This window comes from Caulobacter sp. BE254 (assembly GCF_031457295.1).
GTDB lineage: Bacteria > Pseudomonadota > Alphaproteobacteria > Caulobacterales > Caulobacteraceae > Caulobacter.
Map to the genome: position 1 here is coordinate 1 of NZ_JAVDWJ010000032.1, position 1,160 is coordinate 1,160.

Here is a 1,160-nt window from a genome sequence, read left to right on the forward strand (position 1 = left end):
CCCCCTTGTATCTGGATTGAAGCGCTGAGCTGTGATGGCTTGGTGCGGTGAAAGAGCCCGGTGGCCACCGGGCTCTTTCGTGCGGCGAGCGGCGCCCGCGCCCCCTCAGGCCACGACCGTGACGGAGCTTTGGGACCGCCGCCGCTTTCACGCACGACCGAACAGTCGCTTGGCTTCAACCGCACGCGCAAGGCAGGTTACCGTGGCAAGGATCATTTGTGGAGTGGACGTCTCTGGCCAGAGGCTGGATGGCCGTATTGGTCCTGACGGGCCGGCGGTGAGCGTGGAGCGGTCCGCCAAAGGGGTGGAGCAGCTTGGTGGGTTCTGCGCCGAACATGGCGTGGAGCTGGTGGTGATGGAGGCGACCGGCGGCCTTGAGAAGCTGCCGTTCGGCCTGTTGTGGGCGGCGGGGCTGGCCTGCGCGGTGGTCAATCCGCGCCAGGTGCGGCGTTTCGCCGAGGCCATGGGCTATCTGGAGAAGACCGACGACATCGACGCGGGGGTCATCGCCCAGTTCGCCCAGGTCAAGAACCTGGTGGGCCAGGTTCCGGCAACGCTCAATCAGGAACGGCTTCGAGCCCTGGTCGTGCGGCTGCGTCAGCTGACGGACCTGAAAGTGGTCCAGACCAACCAGCGCCGCCTGCTGAACGACCCCGACGCCCTGGCCTCGATCGACGAGATAACCGCGCTGATCCGCCATCAGATCCGCGGCTTCGAAACCGCCATCGCCGAGCTGCTGGGCGGCGATCCGGTCTGGCGGGCCCTCGACCAGGCTTTTCGCGAGATCAAGGGCGTGGCCGACCGCACAGTCGCCCATCTCATGGCCCAGATGCCCGAAATCGGGACCTACTCCAACAAGGCGATCGCCAAGCTGGCCGGCCTGGCGCCCCTGGCCCGCGACAGCGGCCGGCGATCAGGCCAGCGCTCGATCTACGGCGGGCGCAGTCAGGTGCGCTCGATCCTGTTCGTCGTCGCCGCCGTCGTCGCTCGCCACGAACCCGACTTCATCGCCTTCCGACAACGGTTGCTCGACGCCGGCAAACCCAAGATGGCCGTTCGCGTCGCCTTGGCCCGAAAGCTGCTCGTGCGCCTCAACGCCAAGGCCCGCGACGCTCGACGCGCCCTGGTCGCCGCTTGACAGACCAGACAGTCGCTCCGTC

The 1,160-nt window shown here is 67.4% G+C and carries 1 protein-coding gene; it reads left to right on the forward strand.

The window, feature by feature from the left end:
* Positions 1–202 precede the first annotated feature (202 nt).
* Positions 203–1,138 carry an IS110 family transposase gene (locus J2X41_RS25195; protein WP_310087337.1) on the forward strand — a complete coding sequence of 312 codons (936 nt, stop codon included), beginning with the start codon at positions 203–205 and terminating at the stop codon, positions 1,136–1,138.
* The last annotated feature ends 22 nt before the right edge of the window (positions 1,139–1,160 follow it).